5 protein-coding genes are annotated in these 2681 nt (G+C 70.8%); all 5 read left to right on the forward strand.

The window, feature by feature from the left end; genetic code table 11:
- The first annotated feature begins 106 nt into the window (after positions 1-106).
- Positions 107-871 (forward strand): ComFC family protein, encoded by a 765-nt coding sequence (locus AC3XYG_RS29770; RefSeq protein WP_489143498.1) that lies wholly within the window; start codon positions 107-109, stop codon positions 869-871.
- A 97-nt stretch (positions 872-968) separates the two neighbouring features.
- A complete protein-coding gene (gene grxC, locus AC3XYG_RS29775; RefSeq protein WP_489143499.1) occupies positions 969-1238 on the forward strand; it encodes a glutaredoxin 3 in 270 nt (89 codons plus the stop codon).
- 27 nt (positions 1239-1265) lie between these two features.
- Positions 1266-1937 carry a DUF2278 family protein gene (locus AC3XYG_RS29780; protein ID WP_489143500.1) on the forward strand — a complete coding sequence of 224 codons (672 nt, stop codon included), beginning with the start codon at positions 1266-1268 and terminating at the stop codon, positions 1935-1937.
- 43 nt (positions 1938-1980) lie between these two features.
- A complete protein-coding gene (locus AC3XYG_RS29785) occupies positions 1981-2343 on the forward strand; it encodes a VOC family protein (protein ID WP_489143501.1) in 363 nt (120 codons plus the stop codon).
- Positions 2340-2681, forward strand: a 342-nt coding sequence (locus AC3XYG_RS29790; RefSeq protein WP_489143502.1) for an EVE domain-containing protein, incomplete at its 3' end; no start/stop codon positions are given. The genes AC3XYG_RS29785 and AC3XYG_RS29790, both read left to right, overlap by 4 nt.

The raw sequence follows: 2681 nt of genomic DNA on the forward strand, positions 1-2681 counted from the left end.
GACCAGCCCAGCGGGCTGCAGGGCGTCCAGATCGTCAAGGGCGGGCTGCTCGGCGGCACAGATCCGCGGCGCGAGGGCGTCGCCCTTGGCAAGTGAGGCGGCGGCGATGCGCCCGGCCTTCGGTCCCTGGGTCCGCCGCGCCGGATTGGCCGTGCTCGACGCCGTGCTGCCGCTGCGCTGCCTCGGCTGCGGTACGGAGATCGCGGCGCCCGGCGCGCTGTGCTCCGCCTGCTGGGCGAAACTTTCCTTTCTCGGACCGCCGCAATGCCGCTGCTGCGGCCTGCCCTTCGAGCATGCGGCGGCGGCCGGGGCGGGCGACGACCCGATCTGCGCCGGCTGCCTGGCCCGGCCGCCGCGCTGGGACCGCGCCCGCGCCGCCTTCCTGTACGACGATGCCAGCCGGAAGCTGATCCTGGCGTTCAAGCATGGCGACCAGACCCATGCCGCCCCGGCCTTCGGCCGCATGCTGGAACGGGCGGCGGCGCCGTTCCTGGCCGACGCGGATGTGATCGCGCCGGTGCCGCTGCACCGCTGGCGGCTGCTGCGACGGCGCTACAACCAGGCGGCGCTGCTGGCCTATGCGCTCGGCCGCGTCGCCGGCCGCCCGGTCGCGCCGGACCTGCTGATCCGCCGCCGGGCCACGCCCAGCCAGGGCGGCCAGGACCGCCATGCCCGGCACCGCAACGTCGCCGGCGCCTTCGCCGTGCGGCCCGGCCGCGAAGCCCTGGTGGACGGCAAGCGCATCCTGCTGGTCGACGACGTGCTGACCACCGGCGCCACCATCGACGAATGCGCCCGGGTGCTGCGGCGGAAAGGGGCCGCCGGCGTCGATGTCGTCACCTTGGCCCGGGTGCCCCCGCCGGGCGGGTGAACTGCGTCCAGCGGGTGGGCGCCATGCGTCGACGGAAGACCCCCTGGCATCTCCGACGAAAAATCCTCATATTCGAGGGACTCTTCGGAGGATCCACATGTCATCCGTTACCGTCTACTCCAGTCCGTTCTGCCCGTATTGCTACATGGCCAAGAAGCTCCTGACCCAGAAGGGCGTGAGCTTCGAGGAGATCGACGTGATCGCCGAGCCATCGCGGCGCGAGGAAATGCGGCAGCTGGCCCATGGCCGCAACACCGTGCCGCAGATCTTCGTCGGCGGCACCCATGTTGGCGGCAATGACGATCTCCAGGCGCTGGAACGCGCCGGCAAGCTCGATTTGTTGCTCGCCGAGACCGCGACGGCCTGACGCCGGCCGGGGGAACGGCCGCCGCCTGTGGTCCTCGAACGCTATGCCGTGCTCAAGGGGCGGCCGGTCGACCGGCGCCTCGCCACCGAGGACTCGCCGCACTATCACATCCGGGTCGATGACGGCGGCCTCGACCACCGCATCGCCATCAATGTGCGAGGCTCGTCCTGGCCGTCCCTGGTCGAATATGTGCTCGATCCGGATTTCGAGCATGTGCTGACCGGCCAGGTCGCGGCGCTGCCGCCGGGCCTGACCACGATCGATGCCGGGCTGGGCCTCGACTATGTCCGCCAGGCGCTGTTCGACCGCTCGCACATGCGGCCGCTGCCGGCCACGCTGCCGGGGCCGGACAATGATCTGAACGAGAAGATCGACAGCGTCGTCGCCCGGGCCATCGCCGAGCCGGGGGCGATGATCACCGTCTTCGGCGAGCCGTTCGGGCCGGACCCGGTGGCCGACCATGTGTTCGGCTTCATGCCGTCGCGCGGCATGCACGACATCCATATGAACCAGGGCAGCCCGGAAGGGCGGTTCCGCGGCGACAACGGCATCGGCCAGGACGGCGCCGTGCTGCTCTCGTTCCCGCAGGGGCGCTGGGCAGCACTGTTCCTGAAGTTCCAGTCGCAGGCCTGGCACACGCATGACGTCACCGGCCATCCCCGCCAGACCCTGCGCCAGCGTCAAGATCCATTGCCATAAATCACAATACGTATTATACGTATTGTGATTTATGGAGGACCGCATGCCGGAATTCGGATTTGTGCTTTTGTACGTCGACAGCCCGGCCGCCAGCGCCGTGTTCTACGGCGACCTGCTGGGCCAGGCGCCGGTCGAACAATCGCCGACCTTCGCCATGTTCGTGCTGCGCCCCGGCGTGATGCTGGGCCTGTGGTCGCGCCACACGGTGGAACCGGCGGCCCAGGCCGCGGGCGGCGGCGGCGAGGTCGCCTTCACCGCCGAGGATGCCGATGCCGTCCATGCCGATTGGGTGCGGCGCGGCCTGACCATCGCCCAGCCGCCGACCGACATGGATTTCGGCCGAACCTTCGTCGCCCTCGATCCCGACGGGCACCGGCTGCGGGTGCTGGTCCCGCTGGCACCATGACCGGGCACTGGATCGCCGTCGCCTGCCGCGACCATGTCCGGCGCGGCGTCGCCGGCAGCTTCGCCCAGGTCAACCACGGCAAATCAGGGCCGCTGGCCCGCATGGCCCCCGGCGACTGGATCGCCTATTACGCGCCGACCATCACGCGCGGCGGGTCGGATCCGTGCCGCGCCTTCGTCGCGCTCGGCCGGATCGCGCCCGGCGCGCCCTACCAGGTCGAGATGACGGCGGACTTCCACGCCTATCGCCGCGACGTCGCCTGGCTGCCGGCCGAGGAGGCGCCGATCGCGCCGCTGCTGCCCGACCTGTCGTTCCTGCCGGACAAGCAGCGCTGGGGC

It is taken from the genome of Inquilinus sp., assembly GCF_057815775.1.